The sequence below is a fragment of the Thalassospira profundimaris genome (genome assembly GCF_003326795.1).
Classification (GTDB): Bacteria; Pseudomonadota; Alphaproteobacteria; order Rhodospirillales; family Thalassospiraceae; genus Thalassospira; species Thalassospira profundimaris_C.
Genome location: NZ_JPWI01000011.1, coordinates 141098 through 162039, shown reverse-complemented (window position 1 = coordinate 162039; position 20942 = coordinate 141098). Strand labels below are relative to the sequence as shown.

At 54.1% G+C, this 20942-nt stretch carries 24 protein-coding genes; 12 read left to right on the top strand and 12 right to left on the bottom strand.

Annotated elements, in window-relative coordinates:
- Nucleotides 1–42: 42 nt before the first annotated feature.
- The gene (locus tag TH30_RS16530) at nucleotides 43–492 is read right to left on the bottom strand and encodes a DUF1465 family protein (RefSeq protein WP_114099194.1); all 450 of its coding nucleotides are present in this window, start codon (nucleotides 490–492) and stop codon (nucleotides 43–45) included.
- A gap of 501 nt (nucleotides 493–993) precedes the next feature.
- Nucleotides 994–1182: a DUF1192 domain-containing protein gene (locus tag TH30_RS16525; protein WP_258548763.1), complete on the bottom strand. Its 189-nt coding sequence runs from the start codon at nucleotides 1180–1182 to the stop codon at nucleotides 994–996.
- Nucleotides 1183–1303: 121 nt separating this feature from the next.
- On the opposite strand from TH30_RS16525, the gene TH30_RS16520 reads away from it, so the two are divergent.
- The 3 genes from TH30_RS16520 to TH30_RS16510 all read left to right on the top strand — a co-directional run bounded on the left by TH30_RS16520 (nucleotide 1304) and on the right by TH30_RS16510 (nucleotide 4275).
- Nucleotides 1304–2311: an NAD(P)H-quinone oxidoreductase gene (locus TH30_RS16520; RefSeq protein WP_258548762.1), complete on the top strand. Its 1008-nt coding sequence runs from the start codon at nucleotides 1304–1306 to the stop codon at nucleotides 2309–2311.
- A gap of 307 nt (nucleotides 2312–2618) precedes the next feature.
- Nucleotides 2619–3299: a DUF1013 domain-containing protein gene (locus TH30_RS16515; RefSeq protein WP_114099193.1), complete on the top strand. Its 681-nt coding sequence runs from the start codon at nucleotides 2619–2621 to the stop codon at nucleotides 3297–3299.
- 166 nt (nucleotides 3300–3465) lie between these two features.
- Nucleotides 3466–4275, top strand: coding sequence for a DeoR/GlpR family DNA-binding transcription regulator (locus tag TH30_RS16510; protein WP_114099192.1), 810 nt, complete (start codon nucleotides 3466–3468; stop codon nucleotides 4273–4275).
- Here TH30_RS16510 and TH30_RS16505 read toward each other — a convergent pair.
- Nucleotides 4254–5195, bottom strand: a complete 942-nt coding sequence (locus tag TH30_RS16505; RefSeq protein WP_114099191.1) for a LysR family transcriptional regulator — start codon at nucleotides 5193–5195, stop codon at nucleotides 4254–4256. The genes TH30_RS16510 and TH30_RS16505 overlap by 22 nt on opposite strands.
- 99 nt (nucleotides 5196–5294) lie before the next feature.
- On the opposite strand from TH30_RS16505, the gene TH30_RS16500 reads away from it, so the two are divergent.
- Together TH30_RS16500 and TH30_RS16495 are read left to right on the top strand one after the other, a co-directional pair.
- Nucleotides 5295–5864 carry a GNAT family N-acetyltransferase gene (locus TH30_RS16500; protein ID WP_114099215.1) on the top strand — a complete coding sequence of 190 codons (570 nt, stop codon included), beginning with the start codon at nucleotides 5295–5297 and terminating at the stop codon, nucleotides 5862–5864.
- On the top strand, nucleotides 5861–7096 hold the full coding sequence (locus TH30_RS16495) for an MFS transporter (protein ID WP_114099190.1): 1236 nt from the start codon (nucleotides 5861–5863) through the stop codon (nucleotides 7094–7096). The genes TH30_RS16500 and TH30_RS16495 overlap by 4 nt, the downstream gene beginning before the upstream one ends.
- A gap of 112 nt (nucleotides 7097–7208) precedes the next feature.
- On the opposite strand, the gene TH30_RS16490 is transcribed toward TH30_RS16495, so the two are convergent.
- On the bottom strand, nucleotides 7209–9104 hold the full coding sequence (locus TH30_RS16490) for a propionyl-CoA synthetase (protein ID WP_114099189.1): 1896 nt from the start codon (nucleotides 9102–9104) through the stop codon (nucleotides 7209–7211).
- A gap of 396 nt (nucleotides 9105–9500) precedes the next feature.
- Nucleotides 9501–9665 (bottom strand): YdcH family protein, encoded by a 165-nt coding sequence (locus tag TH30_RS16485; RefSeq protein ID WP_114099188.1) that lies wholly within the window; start codon nucleotides 9663–9665, stop codon nucleotides 9501–9503.
- Nucleotides 9666–9780: 115 nt separating this feature from the next.
- Here TH30_RS16485 and TH30_RS16480 point away from each other — a divergent pair, with 115 nt between their 5' ends.
- Entirely contained in the window at nucleotides 9781–10398 is a 618-nt protein-coding gene (locus tag TH30_RS16480; protein WP_114099187.1) for a UbiX family flavin prenyltransferase, read from the top strand.
- A gap of 25 nt (nucleotides 10399–10423) precedes the next feature.
- Here the strand turns inward: TH30_RS16480 and TH30_RS16475 are convergent, their stop codons facing one another.
- Both TH30_RS16475 and TH30_RS16470 read right to left on the bottom strand, forming a co-directional pair.
- Nucleotides 10424–10900 (bottom strand): TIGR02444 family protein, encoded by a 477-nt coding sequence (locus TH30_RS16475; protein WP_258548761.1) that lies wholly within the window; start codon nucleotides 10898–10900, stop codon nucleotides 10424–10426.
- 34 nt (nucleotides 10901–10934) lie between these two features.
- Nucleotides 10935–12041, bottom strand: a complete 1107-nt coding sequence (locus TH30_RS16470) for an ATP-dependent 6-phosphofructokinase (RefSeq protein ID WP_114099186.1) — start codon at nucleotides 12039–12041, stop codon at nucleotides 10935–10937.
- Nucleotides 12042–12160: 119 nt separating this feature from the next.
- Between TH30_RS16470 and TH30_RS16465 the strand changes: the two genes are divergently transcribed.
- Nucleotides 12161–12367, top strand: a complete 207-nt coding sequence (locus tag TH30_RS16465) for a YdcH family protein (RefSeq protein ID WP_114099185.1) — start codon at nucleotides 12161–12163, stop codon at nucleotides 12365–12367.
- Between the two features lie 190 nt (nucleotides 12368–12557).
- Here TH30_RS16465 and TH30_RS16460 read toward each other — a convergent pair whose 3' ends face one another.
- Entirely contained in the window at nucleotides 12558–13397 is an 840-nt protein-coding gene (locus TH30_RS16460; RefSeq protein ID WP_258548760.1) for a GGDEF domain-containing protein, read from the bottom strand.
- A gap of 262 nt (nucleotides 13398–13659) precedes the next feature.
- Here TH30_RS16460 and purE point away from each other — a divergent pair, with 262 nt between their 5' ends.
- The 3 genes from purE to TH30_RS16445 all read left to right on the top strand — a co-directional run bounded on the left by purE (nucleotide 13660) and on the right by TH30_RS16445 (nucleotide 16221).
- Nucleotides 13660–14160, top strand: a complete 501-nt coding sequence (gene purE, locus TH30_RS16455; RefSeq protein ID WP_114099183.1) for a 5-(carboxyamino)imidazole ribonucleotide mutase — start codon at nucleotides 13660–13662, stop codon at nucleotides 14158–14160.
- A 116-nt stretch (nucleotides 14161–14276) separates the two neighbouring features.
- Nucleotides 14277–15365: a 5-(carboxyamino)imidazole ribonucleotide synthase gene (locus TH30_RS16450; protein WP_114099182.1), complete on the top strand. Its 1089-nt coding sequence runs from the start codon at nucleotides 14277–14279 to the stop codon at nucleotides 15363–15365.
- Between the two features lie 181 nt (nucleotides 15366–15546).
- On the top strand, nucleotides 15547–16221 hold the full coding sequence (locus TH30_RS16445; RefSeq protein WP_114099181.1) for a thermonuclease family protein: 675 nt from the start codon (nucleotides 15547–15549) through the stop codon (nucleotides 16219–16221).
- Nucleotides 16222–16314: 93 nt separating this feature from the next.
- Here the strand turns inward: TH30_RS16445 and TH30_RS16440 are convergent, their stop codons facing one another.
- The 4 genes from TH30_RS16440 to TH30_RS16425 are packed head-to-tail and all read right to left on the bottom strand — an operon-like array spanning nucleotide 16315 to nucleotide 19372.
- The gene (locus TH30_RS16440) at nucleotides 16315–17010 is read right to left on the bottom strand and encodes a COQ9 family protein (RefSeq protein WP_114099180.1); all 696 of its coding nucleotides are present in this window, start codon (nucleotides 17008–17010) and stop codon (nucleotides 16315–16317) included.
- Nucleotides 17011–17616: a peptide deformylase gene (gene def, locus TH30_RS16435; RefSeq protein WP_114099179.1), complete on the bottom strand. Its 606-nt coding sequence runs from the start codon at nucleotides 17614–17616 to the stop codon at nucleotides 17011–17013.
- Nucleotides 17617–17673: 57 nt separating this feature from the next.
- On the bottom strand, nucleotides 17674–18906 hold the full coding sequence (locus TH30_RS16430) for an HlyD family secretion protein (protein ID WP_114099178.1): 1233 nt from the start codon (nucleotides 18904–18906) through the stop codon (nucleotides 17674–17676).
- Nucleotides 18899–19372 carry a hypothetical protein gene (locus tag TH30_RS16425; RefSeq protein ID WP_114099177.1) on the bottom strand — a complete coding sequence of 158 codons (474 nt, stop codon included), beginning with the start codon at nucleotides 19370–19372 and terminating at the stop codon, nucleotides 18899–18901. The genes TH30_RS16430 and TH30_RS16425 overlap by 8 nt, the downstream gene beginning before the upstream one ends.
- Before the next feature lie 366 nt (nucleotides 19373–19738).
- Between TH30_RS16425 and rpsU the strand changes: the two genes are divergently transcribed.
- Nucleotides 19739–19942, top strand: a complete 204-nt coding sequence (rpsU, locus tag TH30_RS16420; RefSeq protein ID WP_008891676.1) for a 30S ribosomal protein S21 — start codon at nucleotides 19739–19741, stop codon at nucleotides 19940–19942.
- Between the two features lie 247 nt (nucleotides 19943–20189).
- On the top strand, nucleotides 20190–20927 hold the full coding sequence (locus TH30_RS16415) for a GntR family transcriptional regulator (RefSeq protein WP_114099213.1): 738 nt from the start codon (nucleotides 20190–20192) through the stop codon (nucleotides 20925–20927).
- Nucleotides 20928–20942: the final 15 nt, after the last annotated feature.

Here is a 20942-nt window from a genome sequence, read left to right as displayed (position 1 = left end):
GCGGGGGTATGTTCTCTGCTTGATTTCGGGATTCTCAGGCAATCAGTTGGCACAACGCGCGGCGACCTGAAGTTCCATTCGGGCCGTTCGCATATAAAGCGCCTGTGCACGATGCATCAGATCGACCAGTCCTGGTGACAGAAACTCGTAAGTCTCGTTGCGCTCTTCAAGACAGACCCGAAGGTCAACCATCAGGTTGTCGACATCAACCGCCTCTTCCCACTGGATTTCCCCCTCTTCGACCGCACGTACAGCAAGCAACCAGGCCATGGCCCGGATCAGACGGGTGGTCATGCGCATTTCTTCGACACACCGTGCAATCGCTTCACCGCTATTTTGCTTTTTGCCGCGCTGGCTTCTGTGAGCAGAAAGGTAATTGCGCGCCTCTACGAGCAGCGTAAAGGCTTCGTCATATGTTCGCGAGAAGTGAATGACCGCGAAGTTGCTCTGATATGACGCCTTCTGCGACGCCGGGGGATGCTCATATGTCATCCATATAATATTGGAAAGGCCCCGGGTGGCTTCAAGACACAGAAGCCCCAAATAGAAAGACCGCCCACTTTCGGGGCGGTCTCACCTCAACCTGCTAAACTTGCCGGACTTTTTTGGTTTTGTTTTTCTTGTGGCCGAACTTTAGCCAGCGGTTCATAAGCGGTCAAGGCTATTCATGGCACAAATGTGACAATACGTATTAACCCGTACCCTTTTACGTATTTTGCGCACACAATCTGCGGCAATCCCGTGCAATCCGGGCCATACAAGTATTTGAAGATACAAGACAAAGAAAAAGAACCGCCCGAAAAGGGCGGCTCAGTTTAACAGGGAGGCATCGAAACATCACGTTCGACAAGGGGGTCAACAGATGACCCTCTATTCCACATATAAGACGATAAGTTTAAATTTCAATTAACCTCAGGTTTAAAATCTTTATCCTCACGTCTAGTGTTTGGAGAGACTTCAAACCGCCTCTCCAACTCTTGTCGATACTTTGCCCTAACTCTTGAACAATGCCTCTGCGCCGGCATGCGCGCCCTTGCGATGCTCAAGTGCGGCATCGACCCGTTTGACTTCCTGTTCAAGAGCGACGCGATACTCCTTCAGGCTATCCACCGACATGCCTTCAAGGCTGCGCGGCAGACCAAAAGCCCCCTTCATGAAATTGCCGAGTTCTTCTTCGTCCACGCTTGTCCTCCATATCCTGCAATCAAACCTTTGCCGAACGGTTCCGTGCACCATTTGGGCAATTGAATTCGGCACCGACCCTAGATAGGTATTAAACTAACTTTTCGCCACGGAGGTCACCATGCCCAATCATCAATTGCCATCGAAAATGCAAGCCGTCGAAATTCGCAAGGATGCCGATGCGCCCTATCTGGCACTGAGCGAGATTGATGTTCCGGTATTTGGCGATGATGATGTTCTGGTTCGGGTTCGTGCCGCGGGTGTGAACCGCCCTGATCTGATGCAGGTCGCGGGCATGTACCCGCCGCCGCCCGGTGCATCGGATATTCCAGGATTGGAACTGGCGGGTGAGATTGTGGCACTTGGCGCCAATGTAACCGGCTGGAATGTTGGTGATCATGTGTGCGCACTGGTAACCGGTGGCGGCTATGCCCAGTATACCACCGTGCCAGCCGCGCAGTGCCTTCCTGTTCCCAGGGGTCTTTCAATGATTGAGGCTGCGGGCCTTCCCGAGACCTTCTTTACTGTCTGGCACAATGTTTTTGACAAGGCCGGACTTGCAAACGGGGAAACATTCCTTGTGCATGGCGGGACTTCGGGCATCGGGACAACCGCCATCCAGCTTGCCAAGGCGTTTGGCGCCAAGGTCATCGCCACCGCGGGCAGCGACGAGAAATGCGAGGCTTGCCTTAATCTTGGCGCGGATATTGCCATCAATTACAAGACCCGGGATTTCGTCGAAGACGTGATGGCAGCGACCGATGGCAAGGGGGCGAATGTCATTCTTGATATGGTGGCGGGGGACTATGTCAGCCGCAATTTCAAGGCCGCAGCCGTCGAGGGGCGGATATTGATCATTGCCTTCTTGCGCGGCCCCAAGGCCGAAACCAATTTCGCCCCGCTGTTGCTTAAACGTCTGACACTGATGGGATCGACTTTGCGTGCGCAACCTGTCGCCAGCAAGGCCGCAATCGCCGATGCCCTGCGCAACCGGGTCTGGCCGATGATCGAAGACGGTAAAATTGGCCCGGTGATCTATAAAACTGTCCCGTTTGCCGATGCACAGGACGCGCATGCCATATTGAAGGGTGGCGCACACATCGGAAAAGTGATACTGGAAGTCGATTGATCGTTGATGGATGCTGGTCTGAACAGTTTATCTGACCGTTCCATCGCAACATGACTATGATTGCGGATCGAAAAGAAATATTCTTTTCACAAGTCCGCAACAGATTGTTGCATTTACCCGCACATTGATCGAAAAGAACGCAATGGCGGCTCCGACGATGCGCGGCAACCCTGGATCACCCCTTGGTTGCCTTTGCAGCATTGCCGGACCACCAAAAGAGATTATATTCTGGGGCAAAGATTCCCGCGCTTTTTGGGCTCATACCCAACGCCGGTCTCCAGAGAGAAAGAAGGAAACAGGAGGAATTATGGCACAGCCCCTCATGCCCAAAGCAACCGCTGTATGGCTTATCGACAATACCGGCTTGTCGTTCCGGCAGATTGCCGCCTTTACCGAGCTTCACGAGCTTGAAATTCAGGCAATCGCTGATGGTGACGTCAGTCAGGGTATCGTCGGACTTGATCCGGTTGCCAATGGTCAGCTGACCAAGGATGAAATTGCGCGCTGTGAAAAAGATCCGCGTGAATTCCTGAAAATGGCAAAAACCGATCTGCCACGCCCGCGTGCGCAGTCCAAAGGTGCCCGTTACACCCCGGTTTCCAAGCGCCAGGATCGCCCGAATGCGATTGCGTGGCTGCTGAAGCATCACCCGGAGCTGTCTGACGCGCAGGTTTGCAAACTGATCGGCACCACCAAGGATACCATTGGCAAGATCCGCGACCGGACCCATTGGAATTCCGCCAACCTGACCCCGCGCAACCCGGTTACCATGGGCCTTTGCACCGAACTTGACCTTGAAAAGCAGGTCGTGATCGCACGTTCGAAGAACCCGGAAAAAATCGCCCGCGATGTCGAGCCGGATCCGTTGCCCGAAGAATTGCAGATCAATCCGGAACCGGATTATCCGGGCAAAAAAGCTGCCGAGAAGAAGGACGAGCCGAAAACTTCCGACTACATGGAAGCGGCTGAAAATCTCTTCCGCTCCTGATCAAAACAAAAGGTCGCCCGACGGGCGGCCTTTTTTCTTTGGGTTATCCGGCTCTTATTGCATAAAGTTTGTTTCACATGATTGCCGCTAAACCGTAACGCAACCGACATATGCGCGACATACCATTCGCCTGCTTTCGAACGAACAACACCGAAGAAACGTTTCCATGCAAAAACGTCCAACTGAACGCCAGGCTGGCATTGTCGAACTTGTACGCGCCGACGGTTTTCGCACCATCGATCAACTTGCCGAACGCTTTGACGTCACACCTCAGACCATCCGCCGCGATGTGAACGCCCTTTGTGATGAAGGGTTGCTGCGTCGTCGCCACGGGGGTGTAGAACCCGCGCTTGAACATGAAAACATTGCCTACCGGGCCCGCAAGGTTCTGAACGTCAATGAAAAACGCAAGATCGCTGCCCTTGTTGCACGCGAAATTCCCAATGGAGCTTCGTTGTTCTTTTCAATCGGCACCACGCCTGAACTGGTGGCGAGTGCGCTTTTGCAGCATCGCGATTTGCGGATTTTCACCAACAATCTGAATGTTGCCTATGTGGCCGCAACCAATGACAGCTTTGATGTAACCCTGATTGGTGGTCGTTTGCGCAACCGTGACCGGGACGTTCTGGGACCAGAGGTCGAGGCATTCTTTAACAGCTACAAGGTTGATTATGGCATCTTCGGTGTCGGTGGTATCGACCCGGATGGCAGTCTTCTTGATTTCGATGAACAGGAAGTTCGTGCGCGATCAGCAATCCTGAAAAATGCGCGCAAATCATATCTGGTTGCCGATCACACCAAGTTTGGCCGAAATGCCGTGGTTCGGGGTGGATCTATCACCGATGTCAGCGCATTTTTCACAGATTGCACGCCGCCTGATCACATCCTGCAAATGATCACCCGTGCGGGTGTAACGATGTTCATGCCCGAACCCAACGCCGAATTTCCGACATTTTACGTGCCCGAAGAAGACTGATCTGCCGATAGCGCTGCACGTCTTTGTGCTTCGCGGGTTTCCGCAGCGGCCATCAGACTTTTGCGGACTTCGCGCAGGGCCGGGGTTAATGTCTTGTCCCGGCGCATGACAATTGCAAGTTCGCGCGACAGGGCTGGCATCAAAGGGCGGGTCTTGATCGGGAATTGTGTCCGGCCCGGACGTGCCCCCATCTCAGGCAGGATCGTTGCACCGATCCCCGCACCGACCAGTTCCTTGATCGCCTCGACAGAGCCAAGCTCCATCACCGAATGCCCGGCGATACCGGCATCGCGTAACCAGTCATCGACAAGTGTGCGGGTAAGGCCACCGCGTTCATAAAGAACCAATGGCTGCGTTTCGAGATCACCGGGATGAATGACGTCTGGCACATCTGCGTCATCGGCAAAGATCGCCACAAAAGGATCGGTCATCACCGGCGTGATCGACAGGCTCCGACCACTGCAGGGCATGGTAATCAGACCAAGATCAAGCTGGTTATCTTCAATCGCGCGAATGATATCGCTTGTGTTGCCGGTCCTCACCATAATTTCAAGTTTCGGAAAGGCCCGTTGCAGCTGTTCAAGAATGGCAGGCAGGAAATAGATGCAGGCCGTCGCCCCGGTTCCGATCCGGACCTGTCCGGCAAGCCCGTCGGCAAAAACCGAAACGGCATCAAGTGCAGAGCGGATTGATGCATCAATACCGCCAATATGAGCAAGCAACGCCTGCCCTGCTGCGGTCGGCTCCGCCCGCTTGCCAACCCGTTCAATCAACTTCACCCCCAGCCTGTCTTCAAGCTGGCGCACCTGCTGGCTCACAGCCGGTTGGCTAAGATTGAGCTTCGCCGCTGCGGCGGAAAAACTGCCAAGGGTCACAACATCGGCAAAGGTATGAAGCTGATCAAGGTTAAGTGCCCGCATATCAAACTTTTCCTTATGACATGCATAATATTTCAAAACTTCCGTTATGATATGGTTCGACTTACTGTCTGGTCAAACAAATCAACACCGGACAACATTATGTGCCTGACGACCCGCGAAACCATCCCTGCAAACAGCCTGACAATCCGCAATGCAACCGATACCGATATGGATCAGGTGACCGCGATTTATCGCCATCATGTCCTGACCGGCACGGCCTCCTTTGAAGAGATCCCGCCGGGCATTGATGAAATCACCAACCGGTTTCAGGCAATCCGCGACAAGGGCATGCCCTATCTGGTTGCCATCCGGGGTGATGTCATTGTTGGCTATTGCTATGCCAGTTCCTATCGACCACGCACCGCCTATCGCCATACTGTTGAAAACTCGATCTATGTTGCACCCGATTGCACCGGTCAGGGTATCGGAAGTCTTTTGATGGAACATCTGATTGCCCGATGTGAAGCAGGCCCCTGGCGCCAGATGATCGCGGCAATTGGCGACAGCGCCAATCACGCCTCGATTGCCCTTCATCGCAAACATGGTTTTGAGCCTACCGGCGTTTTTCATAAAGTCGGCTTCAAGTTTGACCGGTGGCTTGACTCGGTTCTGATGCAGCGCCCCCTTGGGGAGGACAAACCATCCCTGCCCGGTCCGACAGGCCAATGATCCGGCCGCGCACGATTATTGCCCTTGGTCTTGCCCAGCTGATCAGCTGGGGAACGGCCTATTACCTGATCGGGAATTTCGGTACAGCCCTTGCCGCGCGCAATGGCTGGGACAGTGCGGTGATTTATGGTGGCTTTTCATGCGCCCTTCTGGTCATGGGGATATGTTCATCAACCTGTGGCCGACTGATTGACCTATATGGGGGTCGCCCGGTTCTTTTGGCCGGTTCCCTTCTTAATGCCCTTGGGTGTCTGATCCTTGCCTTTGGCGATCAGATCGTCCTTCATTTTATCGGCTGGATCATCTTGGGCATTGGGATGCGCGCGACCCTGTATGATGCAGCCTTTGCCACACTGGCCCGGATCGGTGGCCCGAACGCGGGACGGGCGATGGGGCAAATCACCCTGTTTGGCGGATTGGCTTCGACTGTATTCTGGCCATTGGGGCATCTGATCGAAGGCCAGTTTGGCATCACCACAGCCCTTGCAAGCTATGCGGGCTTTGCCCTTTTGACCGTGCCCCTGCATTTGATGATGCCATCCGTTGACCGTGAAACACATCCTGAAGTGCCTTTCCAGAATGAAAAGCATAGCGGCACAGGTACTTCATCTGTGCTGCAAAGTGTTCCTGCCCCACTGCCCCGACAAGGTTTATGCGGCATCCTGTATGCCGTCATTGTTACGGTTCTGAATGTTGTGAATGCGGCAATGTCGGCACATATGATTGCGGTTCTGATCGGGATCGGGCTTGGCACCATGCTGGCTATTGAAACCGCCAGCCTGCGCGGCATCGGTCAATCCGTTGCCCGTGCAGCAGAAGTCCTGTTTGGCAAACGCCTTGCGCCAACCAAACTGACCGTCATCGCAACCGCCGTGCTCCCGGTTTCCTTCCTGCTTGTTCTGATTGGTGATCCTTACGTCATTGCGGCCATGAGTTTTACATTGCTCTATGGGGCTGCCAACGGCGTTTTGACGATTACGCGCGGTACATTGCCGCTGATGATTTTTGGCAAGCGCGGCTATGGGCAGCAGGTCGGGCGCTTGCTGGTGCCCGGATTTTTCCTGTCTGCGATTGCCCCCAGTCTTTATGACCAGCTGATTTCGCGTTTTGGTCCGCAATCTGCAATCTGGGCATCCAGCGGTTTGTTGCTGATTGCCTTTGTTTGCGCGGTGATCCTTTTTCGAATGCTGCCCCCAGGATTGGCAAAAATGCCCGCAACAGAACCTTTATGAAATCCGCAACAAGGGCCTCAAAAAAGAACGCCTGCCAATCGGGGATGGCAGGCGCAAGGTGTGCTCTGCGATGAAAGAGCTGGGAGTATCCGTGCTTACGGGATCTCGGGTGTTATTTTGCGTATCCGATTTCTTTCAGGGCCTCGGCAATTTCCGGAAGGATCGCCGGGTCATCAATGGTGGCCGGTGTGTTGTAGCTTTCGCCATCGGCAATTGATCGCATGGTCTTGCGCAGGATTTTGCCAGACCGGGTTTTTGGAAGACGATCCACCACAGTTGCCTGCTTGAAAGCCGCGACCGGACCAATCTGATCGCGGACCATCGCAACCACTTCGGCAAGGATCGCTTCATGCGGGCGGGTCACACCGGCCTTCAGAACCACAAAGCCAAGTGGCAATTGCCCCTTAAGGTCGTCATGAACGCCAATCACAGCACATTCGGCAACGTCCTTATGCCCGGAAAGGACTTCTTCCATTGCCCCGGTCGAGAGGCGGTGTCCGGCAACATTGATGATGTCATCCGTACGCGACATGACATAGATATAGCCGTCTTCATCAATGAAGCCCGCATCACCCGTAGCGTAATAGCCCGGGAATTCTTCAAGATAGGATGACTTGAAACGGTCGTCATTCTGCCAAAGGGTCGGCAAAGTTCCCGGTGGCAGCGGAAGTTTGGCGGCCAATGCTCCGATCTGTCCGCGTGGAAGCGGCTTGCCTGCTTCATCCAGAACCTGGACATCCCAGCCACAGGCAGCAACCGTCGGCGATCCGTATTTGATCGGCAGAAGTTCAATCCCGCGCGGGTTCGCACAGATCGACCAGCCGGTTTCGGTTTGCCACCAGTGATCAATGACGGGCACACCAAGGCTGCTTTCCGCCCATTGCAGGGTATCGGGATCGGACCGTTCGCCTGCAAGATAAAGTGCCTCAAGACAGCCCAGATCATAATTGGCCATATGGGCGGCCTTGGGATCATCGCGCTTGATCGCCCGAAATGCCGTCGGCGCGGTAAACAGAACCTTGACCTTATGCTGGGAAATCACCCGCCAGAAGGCACCGGCGTCCGGGGTACCAACGGGCTTTCCTTCATACATAACAGTCGTACAGCCCGCCAGTAACGGCGCGTAAACGATATAGGAATGCCCGACCACCCAGCCAACGTCGGACGCGGCCCAGTAAACATCGCCGGCCTCAACGCCATAGATGTTTTTCATCGACCATTGCAGGGCAACCATGTGCCCGCCATTGTCACGCACAACGCCCTTGGGCTGACCAGTGGTGCCTGATGTGTAAAGAACATAAAGCGGATCAGTCGCGGCGACCGGGACGCAATCAGATGGTGCGGCCTTGGCACATTCGACCGTCCAGTCATAATCGCGCCCATCAATCAGTGGCGCATCACATTGCGGGCGCTGGAACAGGATGACGCCTGATGGCTTGTGCGTTGCCATATCAATGGCCCGATCAAGCAGCGGCTTATATTCAATCACCCGTGATCCCTCGATGCCACAGCTTGCACTCAGGATCAGCTTGGGTTTGGCGTCATTGATACGGGTGGCAAGTTCGTTCGAGGCAAAGCCACCAAACACCACAGAATGAATGGCACCGATACGCGCACAGGCCAACATCGCCATCGCAGCCTGCGGGATCATCGGCATATAGATGATCACACGATCACCCTTGGTCACCCCGCGCGCATGCAAAGCCCCGGCAAGGCGGGAAACCTCGTCGCGCAATTGGTGATAGGTGAATTTTTCAACCGTATTGGTGACCGGGCTGTCATAGATCAGGGCTGTTTGATCGCCACGACCATTTTCGATATGGCGGTCCAGCGCATTGTAGCAGGTATTGACTTCGCCACCGGTGAACCAGCGATAAAACGGCGCGTTGCTGTCATCAAGAACGCGGTCCCATTTGCGGTACCATGAAATGTTTTCGGCTGCTTCTGCCCAGAAACCTTCCTTGTCGGCGATCGAGCGATCATAGGCTTCCTGATAACGACCAGTCATTGGCGAAATTTCCTCCCGCGGTGATGAGTCTTGTGCTCATGCAGAACGCGTATTTGTGACGTGCGAATAAATCGGCATCATAATACCTATTTAATTCACACTTACCCCTTAGACATTGGTAGAGCGTCGGTAAGGCGCAGTTTTCTGCGGATTACAATTACTCAAAACTGACAGGCGCGTGATCGGAATTTCACGATCATGCGTATCTGTTCGGGCATATGAATGTATCTGGGGGTGCCACCAAAGAATTTGAAGCGCAGACATAAAGTTGCCGCCTCACGCGTGGGCGACAATCGGAGGCGGCAAAAGCAAGAGTTAGGAAATCTGTGAGGTCGTCAAACCGTCTTCATGGTTAGTCGCATGTTTTTCATCACGCGTTTGGCCATGACCGGACGGCTAATGGGTTATTCGGCGTATCTCGTCCTTGATTTCAAGCTTGCGACGTTTAATGTCTGCGACAAGGGAATCATCGGGCGCCGGACGGCGCGTCTCGAGGTGGAGTTCCTGCTCAAGTGCAGCATGTTTGGCAGTAAGAGCTTCGATATGGCTTTGAACGCTCATTCGCCTACTCCTTATATCTGACATTGCCCACAAGAAGATGGTATTAATTTCGTAACATGATTTCCAGTGTTTCGATCATCACCGTGAACTCGAACACAGTCCAGCAAGGATCGGCATGACACAAAAAGATCGACTTATCATCGGCATAACCGGTGCATCCGGGGTGATTTATGGCATACGATTTTTACAGTTGCTGAAAAACACGCCGATCGAGACTCATCTGGTTCTTTCGAAGGCAGCCGAGCGCACCATCGCCTATGAGACCGACTTTAAAATTCGCGAAATCAAGGAGATGGCAGACGTCCTCCATGATAATTCCGACATCGGCGCGTCGATTGCGTCAGGATCGTTTCGCACACGCGGTATGGTCATTGCACCTTGCTCGATGAAGTCTCTGGCCGAGGTCGCAAGCGGAGTCGCGGACAATCTGATTGCGCGCGCTGCCGATGTGATGCTCAAGGAACGTCGCCGCCTTGTTCTGATGGTGCGTGAAACACCGCTTCATGCCGGGCATATCCGCAACATGGCACAGGCCACGGAAAACGGCGCAATCATTGCCCCGCCGGTCCCGGCATTCTACGCCCGTCCACAGTCACTTGATGAAATGGTCACGCAAAGCTGTGGCCGGGTTCTCGACCTGTTTGATATCGATTTGCCCGAAACGGCACGTTGGGGCGATGAAGATGCCGCCAATCACATCCCCGTAACCGGCAAACCCAGAAACCGGGATTAAGAATTCCACGTCAGACCATTCTGTCCTATGGCGCGGATAAAAGCCCCATCATTGCGATCAGACGACTAACCGCCTGGTCGCAATCATCCTGTTCAAGGTCAAACCGGTTGGGGGACAAATAGGCCCGCGCGGCAGAAAACGGGTCCTCTGACGGGATCGGTTGTACTGCGTCGCACAGAATATGCTGTTCGATCTGCTCTGCCTGCAATTCATCAGATTTGACCTTTTGGCGCAACTCCTGCGCATCGGGACGCGGATCATCGCGCATGAAGCGGCGCGTCTGGCGAAGCGGGATGATCACATTGTCCCGCCAGTCGCGTACGGCTTCTTCAAGCGAACAAACACTGTGCGGTGCCAGTCCCTTCTGACCAAGAAAGAACATGAACAGCAGCATGTTCACATCAAGTCCGCAGCGTTCCTGCAATTCCAGACACAGTTTTGCCACGCCGTCGCGACCATACATCGCGACTGTAAAGCGCCATACTTCGTCCTGATCAATCACCAAACTGCTCGTATCCTGCGGGTTTCTTTTTGTATCACACGGTCTTTGCCGTACGCGCCACCTTTGGCGGATGACCAAGATAGGCACCAAGCCCCTTGGCCGTCGACACCATGGTCCCGGCCGTATCCACAAGCCGGGGACCAACAATAACATCTTCCATCGCGACATCGACCACTTTGCGTTTTGACCAGGCGACGACACGGTCGAATTTCTGTTCGGCAACCAGATCAACCGCATGCACACCAAAAGCCGATGCAATTACCCGGTCACGCGGTGATGGTATCCCGCCACGCTGCACGTGCCCCAAGACCGTCACACGGGTTTCCCAGCCGGTCCTTGCGCCAAGCTCGTCAGCCAGCCAATGACCAATACCGCCATAACGGACTTTCTGACCATCATCTCCCTGCGTCACTGCGGCCCCGTCATCGCGCTTGACCGCCTCGGCCACAATGACAAGAGCATGATTGCGTCCGCGCTTGCGAATATTCAGGCAATGTTCGGTCAGGGCATCAAGATCATAGTCCATTTCCGGGATCAGAATAGCATCAGCGCCACCTGCAACACCGGCAAACAGGGCGATATGCCCGGCATCGCGCCCCATGACCTCAAGGATCATGATGCGATCATGCGACGCCGCAGTCGGCTGCAACCGGTCAAGGGCCTCGACCGCGACATTCACCGCCGTGGTAAAGCCGACCGAATATTCGGTCTGGGCCAGATCGTTATCGATGGTTTTGGGAATACCCACCAGATTGATGCCCCCCATCCGGGCCAGACGGTGAAGGATGGCCATGCTGCCATCGCCTCCAACCCCGATCAGCGCATCAAGACCAAGCTTGTGATAGCCATCAATCACTTCCCGGGAACGGTCGGCAAAGCTGCCATCGGGCATGGGATAGTGGAACGGATCACCCTTGTTGATCGTACCAAGGATCGTCCCGCCAAGCCGCAGCATACCGTCATTATTGACCTGATCATTAAGGTCAATGGCCTGCGGAGGATCCTGCATCAGGCCATGCGTGCCCTGACGGATACCCACGACATCCCAGCCATATCCAAGTACCGCACGTCGGACGACAGCCAGAATGACCGCATTCAATCCGGCGCAATCGCCCCCACTGGTCAAAATCCCGATCCGCATGCGTTTCCTTCCCATTGTCGTCATCATTGTTTAAAGGGTGATACAAATCATATGGGTTGCCCATCTGATATCTGTTAATATCACTTCCCCTTCGCGTTGATTATTAAGCTGGATCAAAAATGGACGAAATCAATCAGATCGAGATTGAAAAGAGACTTCTTTCGTTGCGCGAGGAACACCGTGATCTTGATATCGCCATCGAACAGATGGTGCAGGCCCCCCATCATGATCAGTTGCGTCTCGGGCGCATGAAAAAGCGTAAACTCGCCCTTAAAGACGAAATTCGTTATGTCGAGTCGCAGCTTGTTCCCGACATTATCGCCTGATCACACCGGTCAGACTCCTGTTTGACGGATCACCCAACCAGAAAACTTGTTCTCTTGCCATAAGCCTCGTGCCTGGTTCGGACATACCAAATCCCCCGTTCTTATTGTTCGGGGGATAATCGTTTGGACATGACAACAAGAAAATCTGAACGCAGGCGCAATGTCGGGCATCTCATTACGAGAACCGGTATCAAATCCCGTACGGGATACGATCAAGCTTGGCCAGAAGCATTTCCTTTTGCGCCCGCAAAGCCGCATCGGCACCACGAAGGATTGAATCGACCGTATCACCGCTGGCGGACTGATAAAAGCCGAACACCGGAACAATCGGGATGAACTTGTCTTTGTGGGGATAGGGATTCTGATGCAGCCAGCGCGTGATCGCATCAACACGCTGCAAAACATCGTCCTGATCAACATTATACATCAGGGCAACAAAGTCATTGCAGCCAAGATAGCCCAGATGATGCGGTGCCATGACAAAATCGGCAATGATCCTGCGGACATAGTTAAACAGACCGTCTTTGCATTCCTGACCGTAGCGCTGCAAAATATCTTCGATATTAAACAGTTCACAAATCAGAACGATCCTGTTGGTGCGATCCGTCCCGATCAGGGAAACTTCGTTTTCAAGAATCTGCATGAAGGTCGGACGACCAAGCGCGCCGGTAAACGGGTCGCGCCCTTCAAGCCGCGCCAGTCGGGCATGGCGTCTCTTGAGATCATTGAGGTTTTCGGTCAGGCCATTGATGCGCACCATCAAACGACCGATTGCCTGTTCAACCGCCGGTGTCACCTGATTATCCGGGATGCCCAGAACATTGGCGATGTCAGATGTGTGAAACGGAACTTCTTCCTCGACCGTATCGGGAAGATTATCCGTATCTATATCGATCTGATGGTCGCGATTGGGCGCACGCCGTTTTCCGGCGTCCCTGCCATAGGCATGAATTCCGTATGGATTTGATGGAAATCTTCCATCCCCTCCCCCCATAGAGGGTGTAATTGAACCGGGCCTTGTGACCTTCATGTCTGACCTTCCCGTGCTACCTGCACAGTTATATGAGTTATTTGTAAATAATAAATCAAAGGTACTGTCAATTTCCACATAAATTCAATCGACAGTAAGGGTAGGAAATCTACACCATCGTATAGCATGGAATTTTTGACCGTAAATAAGAAAAATTTAAAGAAAGATGCAAGTCCGGCAAGGCGCAAGCAGGCTTGCATGATGGCCCGCGCTGCATATAATGCGGCCCTTCACGAAACAGCCCGTATACGGAGCCGCTATCATGAGCGATCAAACGCCGGTCATCGGCATTATCATGGGAAGCCAGTCTGACTGGGAAACCATGAAAAACGCCGCAGATGTCCTCGATGCGCTGAATGTGCCTTATGAGACCAAAATCGTCTCGGCTCACCGCACCCCTGATCGCCTCTATGATTATGCCAAAACGGCAAAATCGCGTGGTCTTAAGGTCATTATCGCCGGTGCTGGCGGTGCGGCCCATCTTCCGGGCATGGCGGCGGCGATGACCCCGCTTCCGGTTCTTGGTGTTCCGGTTCAGAGCCGCACGCTTAAGGGTCTTGATAGCCTTCTTTCCATCGTCCAGATGCCGGGCGGCGTTCCGGTCGGAACCCTTGCCATCGGCTCGGCCGGGGCAAAGAACGCCGGCCTGATGGCAGCTGAAATCATGGCTCTGATGGATGACGGGCTTGCCACGCGCCTTGATGACTGGCGCGCAGCCCAGACCGCATCGGTCGCAGACGAGCCGGTTGATCCGGCACTGTGATTGCAATACAGGCGCGCCCAACCGGGCGCGTTTTTATTTTGCGCAAACCAGATTTGATGATTGTCTGATTGCAGGCAATCTTTTCCCTATGGGGAAGATTTTTGATCGAGGAATACATGACGCAGGATTTCGACACGCGCGTAATCGCACCGGGGAGCACAATCGGTATCATGGGCAACGGCCAGCTGGGCCGCATGGCTGCCTTCTGTGCCGCCGAGCTCGGCTATAAGGTCCATGTTTTCGGCCCGGGTGCTGACAGCCCGACCGAGCAGGTCTGTGCCAAGGCGACAATTGCCGATTACACCGATCTTGATGCACTGCGTGCCTTTGCCGAAGATGTCGATGTTGTCACTTTCGAGTTTGAAAATGTCCCCCATGACAGCGTCAAATTACTGTCCGAACTGGTTCCGGTCCGCCCGGGCTGGAAATGCCTGCATCTCTCCCAGAACCGTCTGCGCGAAAAGACCTTTTGCAATGAACACGGCATCCGCACCGCACCGTTTGAGGCCGTCCGCTCGCTTGCCGATCTTGAAGCCGCCGTTGCCAAACTTGGCCGCCCGTCGGTTCTGAAAACGACCGAGCTTGGCTATGACGGCAAAGGTCAGGTCAAGATCAGTGCCGATACCGATCTGGCACAGGCGTGGGACGAGATGAAAGGTGCCGAGGCCATCCTTGAGGGCTTCATTTCCTTTGAACGCGAGATTTCCGTCATTGTCGCCCGCGGTGTTCAGGGCGATACCGCCTGCTTCTGCCCGGTTGAGAATGTGCATACCAACCACATCCTTGATGTGACCGTCGCCCCGGCTGAAATTGCCGACAGCCTGTCGAAGAAGGCTGAAGACATCGCGATCAAGCTGGTTACGGCGATGGAGTTTGTCGGTCTTCTGGCGGTAGAGATGTTTGTCACCACCGATGGCGACATTCTGGTCAATGAAGTCGCACCGCGCCCGCACAATTCCGGTCACTGGACCATTGATGCCTGCATCACCAGCCAGTTCGAGCAATTCATCCGTGCTGTGTGCGGCCTGCCTCTTGGCGATCCGGCCCATCATTCCAAAGCGCGCATGAAAAACCTTCTGGGCGACGACATTAATGACTGGCAGGCAATTTTGACCGAGCCGAACGCCAAACTGCACCTTTATGGCAAGGCCGAAGCAAAGCCGGGCCGTAAAATGGGTCATGTCACCTGGGTTCTGCCGAAATAACCCGGACGAACACGACCGACCAGTCATCTTTCGGGCCCCGGATACCCTAAGTATCCGGGGCTTTTTCATATGTGTTTCATCACGTTACCCCATCAAATACCGATCTGGCATTTTGTGCCGGGCAGATTGGCATCGGGTTTGCTCCTGATCGGGACAGGAAACTCTTTACGGATGGAACGTGATGAAGAAACTTCTGATCATTCTTTCAATGATCATTGGCCTTGGTGCCATGGAAAGCCGCATCAACGCAGCACTTGCCGCCCCGGGCGCCGCTGGATTCCCGCAGGTCATCGAAGGTGACAAGCTGCGTTTTGGCAATCTGGTTGTCGAACTGTTTGGTATTCGCGCCCCGAAACCGGGCATGATTTGCCGTGCCGGTGCGGTTGAATTTCAGTGCGGGGCAGCCGCCTCACAGGCACTGGGCCGCATCATCGACAATTACGCCATCAAATGTCAGCAGGTATCGGATGTGCAACTGTTCCCGATGCTGACGGAATGCACCATCGGGCGCAATGACCTGAACCGTTTGATCCTGCGCGCGGGCTGGGCCATGGTTGATATGGTCACCTGCGACAGTCATCCGAGCTGTGCGACCTATTTGCGTGATCAGGAATTTGCCAAGGAAAACCGCAAAGGCATCTGGATGGGCACCCCACCATCGGAACTGGTTGCCCTTGCTGCCAAGCCGACGGCCGAAGATATTCAGTCCAGCAACAACAAGGCAAAGCGCAAAGCCACTGGCGATGCCCCGCGTCATCTGTTCGGGTCGCCCTTCACGGTTGATCTTGCCGGTGACATGAAACGCGCCAACGCGCCGGATAAAACTCTTTTGAGCTTCCTTGAAAACACCTTCTAGATCACGCGATCTCTGAGTTTCCCAAACCCGTCAAAACAAAACGCCACCGCATTTGTGCCGGTGGCGTTTTGTTATTTTCGATCCGTAAATACGTTATCCACCAAACTGGCGACGAACCCGTCCGGGTGTCGGCACGCAGTTGGCAAATTTAGCTCCAAGCTTGAAGGGTGCTGCGGCACATTTGCCGATCTTGCCAAGCTTGGCGGTGATTTTCGGGATTTGCAGAACATTGCCGATACGGCGATCAAGAAATGCCCAGCTATCGGCATGACCATCCGAGGTGTCATCAAGCCAGAATGCCAGAGTTGATCCATAAACACCGGCAAGCAACATGCGCTTGGTGTACCAGTTATGATCGGTTGATGTGTCGCCCGCAGCCACCCACATTGCATCGACCGTCCCGTGCGTAAGCTTAAGCCCAAGAGCCGCATTCTGCGGCAAAGCCATAAAGGCAAGGGCTGCGCGAACGGCATCTTTCTGATTTTCGACCAGATCAAGACGGGTTTTGACTGCCGTCGCAATGCGTTCGCGAATTTTCATGTTCTCAAGGCCCTTTTCATCAAGGGCAGCAACCATCTTGCGATCGGTCAGCTCGACATAGGTCACAATCGCCTGGCGAATGCCATTGGGTAGCAAACGATCAACCTCGCCCGGCGCAAGATCAAGATCCATGGCCCCGGCCAGCAGGGACTGTTTGGTCCAGCCATCAAACGGCACATGTTCAAGGGCTGCCTCAACCAGTGCTTCGCGCTGGGCTTGTAGACGGCTCATGCTTTCGGACACGGTCATTTAGGACTCCTTGTCACTTGATCGGGCGTCTTCGGCGTCATCAGCGTTTTCTGATGCGGCAGACTGCCTGAATGTAGTCTCGGGCGGGTATTCGCGCAATTCCTCGTTAAATCCGAGAAGGGTCATGTCTTCCATACGTTCAGGATACATCACGCCGATCAGGTGATCATATTCATGCTGTACCACACGCGCATGGAACCCGCCCGCAATGCGCTCGATCTCCTCGCCCTGTTCATTTAACCCGCGATAACGAATTTTGTTCCAGCGCGGTACGACGCCCTGAAGACCGGGGATCGAAAGACAGCCCTCCCAGCCATCAACGATTTCTTCGCCAACCGGCTCGATTTCCGGATTGATCAGAACCGACAGCGGAATGGCTCCGTCATCGGGATCGTCGCTTTGGCGCATCGCCGGCACGTAATAGACCATGATCGCCTTGGACTCGAACACCTGTGGTGCCGCAAGGCCAACGCCCCCGGCATCTTTCATGGTATCCTTCATATCAGCAATCAGTCGCTGAATTTCGGGATCAAGCGGGTTTTCGACCCGATCAGCAACCTTGCGCAAAACCGGGTGGCCCATCCGGGCAATCTTGAGGATCGACATAGCCTTATATCCAACCAAAATTGCCCGGCTGTAAAGCCCCTAAGCATGCAATTCCGTCTAGTGACCGGTCAGAACCAGCGTCTGGATCGGAAGCAGCAATGCCTGAACACGCAAAAGCAGGGCATGCACAACACCGACGGTCTGAACCATATGCAGGAACAGCCATTCCCCCATGCCAATATCAGGGCTTTCAAGTTTCTCGTGAGTACTGGTATAGGCGTTGCCCGCGCATTTGCTGCCAAGCGGCACATTTGCAATCGTTTCCGGATAAAGCGGCATCATCTTGACAAGGAATGTGCCCGGTTTGGCGCGTTCGGTAATATCAAGCAACTGGTCGCTTGGTCGGAACTGCCCCGCTGCAATCACCGGCTGAACATCCGTAATGACCATCGGAATGATTTCGAATGGCAGGGACGCACAGGATACCTCGGTAATCACACCGCGTTTCACCACCTGTGTCGATATCTGGTTAAAGCCAGCAAGAAACACCGTTTCCGCATCTTTTTCCGGGATCAGAATTCCGGCCGGACGCAAGATCGGGCTGACAAAGTCACCGACCTGAAGGGCGAATTGCTGGATATTGCCCTTAACCCCGGCACGGACCACGGTTTTGGACAGATCGGCCTCGGCAGATCGAAGGGATGCCTGCGCATTGGCAAGCTGGGCTGGCAACAGGCTATCAAGCTTGGTCTTGATGACATTCAGGCTGGCCTCGGCCGCATTCAACCCGCCCTGTCTTGTGGTCAGGGAGACTTCAAGACGTTCGACCTCGCGCCGGGATACCGCATTGGTCCCGCGCGCCAGCAGGTCTGCCTTGACCTTTAATTCATCGCGGACCTGATTATAGGCACCGCGTGCCTGTTCGACATTGCCCTCTGCCACGGCAATATCGGCCCGTGCGACATCCATCTGGGCGCGGATTTCGGCAATCCGCTGTTCGGCCATCGCAACCGCTTCGCGTTCAACACGGTTATCAAGCCGGAATAACGGATCCCCCGCATTCACATTGTCGTCGTTCTTGACATAGACCTCGACCACACGACCGCCCTTTTCCGGCAGAATCGTGACGGTCCGGAAGAACGATGTGACATTGGTCGTTGACGGGTGAAAATAGAAAATCACCGTAATCAGGCTCAGCGTCAGGATCGCACAGGCCGTAATGCCATAGCGCAGCTCATACCAGACAGAAAACAGCGTGATTTCCTTGCCAATACGTTTGCCCTGCACGTAACGGCGGACCAGATAATCAGGCAGGATGGTAAAGATCGAACACAGAAGAAGCTCAAACATCTTTTTGGTTCTCCTGCTTGGTGCTCTCATCCGTTGCGACCGGCGTGCTTGCGGCTACTGGTTCGGAAGAAGCAGGCTGCGGCTGTACCGGTGCAGAAGCTGTGGACTCGGCCTGCCCGGTCCTGGCTTGGGCCATACTTTTTAGTGCGTTTGCCATTGTCTGAACCGGGGAAACGAAGTCCGGGAACTGAATAACCGCCAGAACAAGGGCCGCGACCCAGAAGATATTATTGTGGGTAAACAGGGCCAGAAGGGTCAGAACACCAATCAGTTGTAACTGTGTGTGATTGGCATGATGGGCCAGCCTTTCGGGCAAGGCATGAAGATTGAGATAGAATGCGCCAATCAAAAAGACCGCAATAACGACAAACCAGACAACACCGACAAACAGAATGTCCGTTTCCCCCGGGGCGGTAATAAAAAATGGTGCATGGGCCAATGCCGCATCGCGCAGATTGCTTTCCATAACTATATCCTACCCGTTTCCCAACCGGTTTTGCCCGGTTTGTTCCAGATATCCGGCCCGAGAAAACAACAAGGCCCTGCGATAAATTGAATTTAGTCAATTCATCATAGCAACCTTTGATGTCAATTTGATCACATAATTCCCGCAATTGGTTGGCCCGTAAAACCGGCAGGCCGAAACAACCACATGCCTTGGCGTTTTGCGATGCAGGCATGTATAAACGTCAGAGGCGAATATCCCCTTCCCTCTTTTCTTTTTGGCCTGTTTGCACTATATACAGGTCCACGGTCAGCTTGACCGTAAATCCAACCGGGGGGCATTCCGCACTCCGGGTGTTTTTGTTTTTTTGAAAGGAGCGTGGTTTCCGTGCAGGTAATCGTTCGCGACAACAATGTCGATCAGGCTCTGAAAGCGCTTAAGAAAAAGATGCAGCGCGAGGGCATTTTCCGTGAGATGAAACTCCGTCGCCACTTTGAAAAGCCGTCGGAGAAGAAAGCTCGCGAAGGGGCGGAAGCAATCCGTCGTGCCCGCAAGCTGGAGCGTAAGCGCATCGAGCGCGAAGGCTTCTAGTCTTTTTCACTTTCGGGGTATCTCGAACGTGACTGTACGATCGAATTTGGCTTGCCAAGTTCGGACCCGTGCGCCAAGCCCGCCTCGGAGCAATCCGGGCGGGTTTGGTTTTTCCGAATTTCAGTCAGAGCCCACCTTATCTGAAAGCAGCATTGCGTTGACGCTTGTTGCGCCCGCGATGAGTAACGATACTGTTTGGTACGCCAAACATGCCTCACCACCGACCGGCCCCGCTGAAAGAAGCAACATGAACCGCGCGTTTCCCGACACCAAACAGGTTGCGCCAGATGCCAACCTCGAAGAGGCACAACCGCGCAAGCGCGGATCAGGTGTCCAGCTGGTCTATCGTGAACTGCGTCAGGGCATTCTCGAACTGTCGATCAAGCCGGGCACGATCCTTGATGAATCCCAGCTTTCTGCGCGCTTCAAGATGTCGCGCACCCCGATCCGAGAAGCCTTGGTCAGACTGGCCGCAGAAAACCTGATTACGACACTGCCCAACAGAACCAGCATGGTTCCACCGATCGACTTTTCCAATCTGCCCGCCTATTTCGACGCCCTGACATTGATGTACCGGATTTCGACACGTTCTGCAGCCGAGCTTCACAACGAAAGTGATCTGGTAGAAATCAGACGGCTGGAACAGGAATTTGCCCAAGCTGTTGGCAGACGCGATGCATTGGCGATGATTTCGCGGAATCGTGACTTCCATGTCGCCATCGCGCGGGCCGGAAAGAACACCTATTACGAAGAATTTTTCGCCCGTCTACTTGATGAAGGGCGGCGTATTTTGCGTCTTTATTACGAGTCCTATGATGATGCGCTGCCGCGCCAATATGTTCAGGAACATGAACAACTGGTCGATGCCATTGCAACCCGGAATGTCGATCTTGCCGATGATCTGGCCAAACAACATGCAGCCCAGATTGTTCGCCAAATTCAGAGTTATCTGGCGACCCGCTATCAAAGTGACCTGCCCCTCTGACACCGGGCAAACATG